At 65.0% G+C, this 1,886-nt stretch carries 1 protein-coding gene; it reads right to left on the bottom strand.

The window, feature by feature from the left end; all coding sequences use genetic code 11:
- Window positions 1–1,886, bottom strand: a 1,886-nt coding sequence (locus WAZ62_RS04650) for a hypothetical protein (RefSeq protein WP_422642353.1), incomplete at both ends; no start/stop codon positions are given.

Raw genomic sequence — 1,886 nt, 5'->3', positions numbered from 1 at the left:
GTTATAGAATTTGGTGACGGACGACGACGGATTGCCCTTGAAACTGTGCCGGGGCGGCGCAGGCACGCCCAACACCCAGACATCGGTATCCGGATATTCCTCGTGAAACTTGTCGAGGATCATGGCGACATAGGTCGCCGAAGGCCCCGCCCCCGTGCCGTTACCGACATCGTTCCACACGAGTTCGAGGATGACGAGCAGGTTGCTCCCGGTTTCATTGACACCGGACACGATGGTGCCATCGTCGAAGCCGTTGCTCTCCACGTAATACTTCAGCGACATCTGGCTGTTCAGCGGCCCCCATGGCGTCCCGCCCGGGTCCCAGAAGGCGTTGCTCTTGCCATCCGCCCCGACGACATCCGTCCGCTGCAAGTAACTGATGGGGTGCCACCCGCCCCGCCCCTCGTGCTTGACGGCCCCGGCGCCGCGCGTGCCCCGGAAATAGATATTGCCAAGGCCGAGTGGCGCCCGGATATCCGCCGCCACGACAGGCCCCCATTCGGCGCCGGTATCGATCGCGGGCAAGGCGGCATTGGTCGAAAGCGCCTGATCGCCGACACCGATCAGCTGCCGCGAGAATTCGTTTACCCAGGTGCCGTCGCCGTCGACGGCATCACCGTCGCCGGGCGTCAGCTGCGAAGTGAAACTCGTCCCGATCACGATCACATTCATGGCCTGGGCGGGCGACACGACGGTGGCCGGGTCGATCAGCCGCAGCGGAAATTCGGGCAGGTCGACGAAGCCGGAACCGGCAGTTACCCGGCACTTGATCGTCGCATCCCCATCGACGGTCTTGACGATCCGCAAAGTCTCGTCGCCCGCGAAGCGATCAAAATCCCCCGATCCCGGCGCCCAGCCGACCGTGACGGCGCGATCGCCGACGATGCCTCGGGCGAACAGATGGACGGCGGCGGTGTTGGCGTCGGGGCTGAGACGGCCATAAGCCGCATCGGGCGCGAGATACACGGCATCGACGCCGCCCCCCTCCTGAAGGATCTGTGCCGAGCGCGTGGACAACAGCGAGAACGGACTGTAATCATTGCGATAGCAGCCGCGAATGGTCGCCACGCCCGCGGGGATCACGACGCGGCGGTTCAGGAAGTGTTCGTTCGCGGCGGGCTGGAGCAGATTGCCCGACCAGGCCCCGCCCGCGCCATAGCCGGCGACGCAGGCCGCGAGGGAGCTTGACCACTGGCCGGTATAATAAAAAACCTGCCCCTCGACCACGGGAATGTAATCCGTGGTGCGCCAGTATTCATGCCCCGCCTGAGTCGTGCCGCCCGTCAAATTGAGACGCTTCGCCTCGACGAGGGCGGGGGCGAAATAGTCGACGATGGCGCCCGTCGAGACCATGTCCATCACGCGGTCCAGCCCGTCGCCCGGATTGATCAGATAGACGGCCCCCGTCGATGTACCCTCGAACGTCACATGGACATAGGTCGCGGCGGGGAAGTGATCCGCGATCCGCACGGTCTGCCCGATCGCCACCGGGTTGTAATAGCCGAGATAGCCGGCCTCGCCATAGAAAGCAATCTGGCACTGGGTCGTATCGGTCGGCGAGATCAGGCCGCCGCCCAGGGCGATGTAACTCGACGCGGTCACCGACAGGGCTCCGGTCATTTTGAAGGAGCCCCCCGAATTGGCGAAGGCGCCCGTCACCTTGTTGACATAGCGGTCCGAAAGGATGCCCGCGCTGTCGCTCGGCACGCCATAGAGGCTGAAGGTCATGTCGCGCAGGGTCTCGACCGCCGCCGGCTCATAGATATAGGCCGAGACATTGGAAAGCCCGCACAGCCGCGCATAGCGCGTCCCGTCCGGGGACTCCGCCATGTCGAAGATCGTCACCAACCCGCCCCCGGTCCAGGCCGTGCCCAGCAGGGCGCGGG

Origin of the sequence: Zavarzinia sp., assembly GCF_049306435.1 — a bacterium.
GTDB lineage: Bacteria > Pseudomonadota > Alphaproteobacteria > Zavarziniales > Zavarziniaceae > Zavarzinia.
Note: the sequence above shows the minus strand (reverse complement) of the source record. Positions and strands in the feature narration are given on the sequence as shown.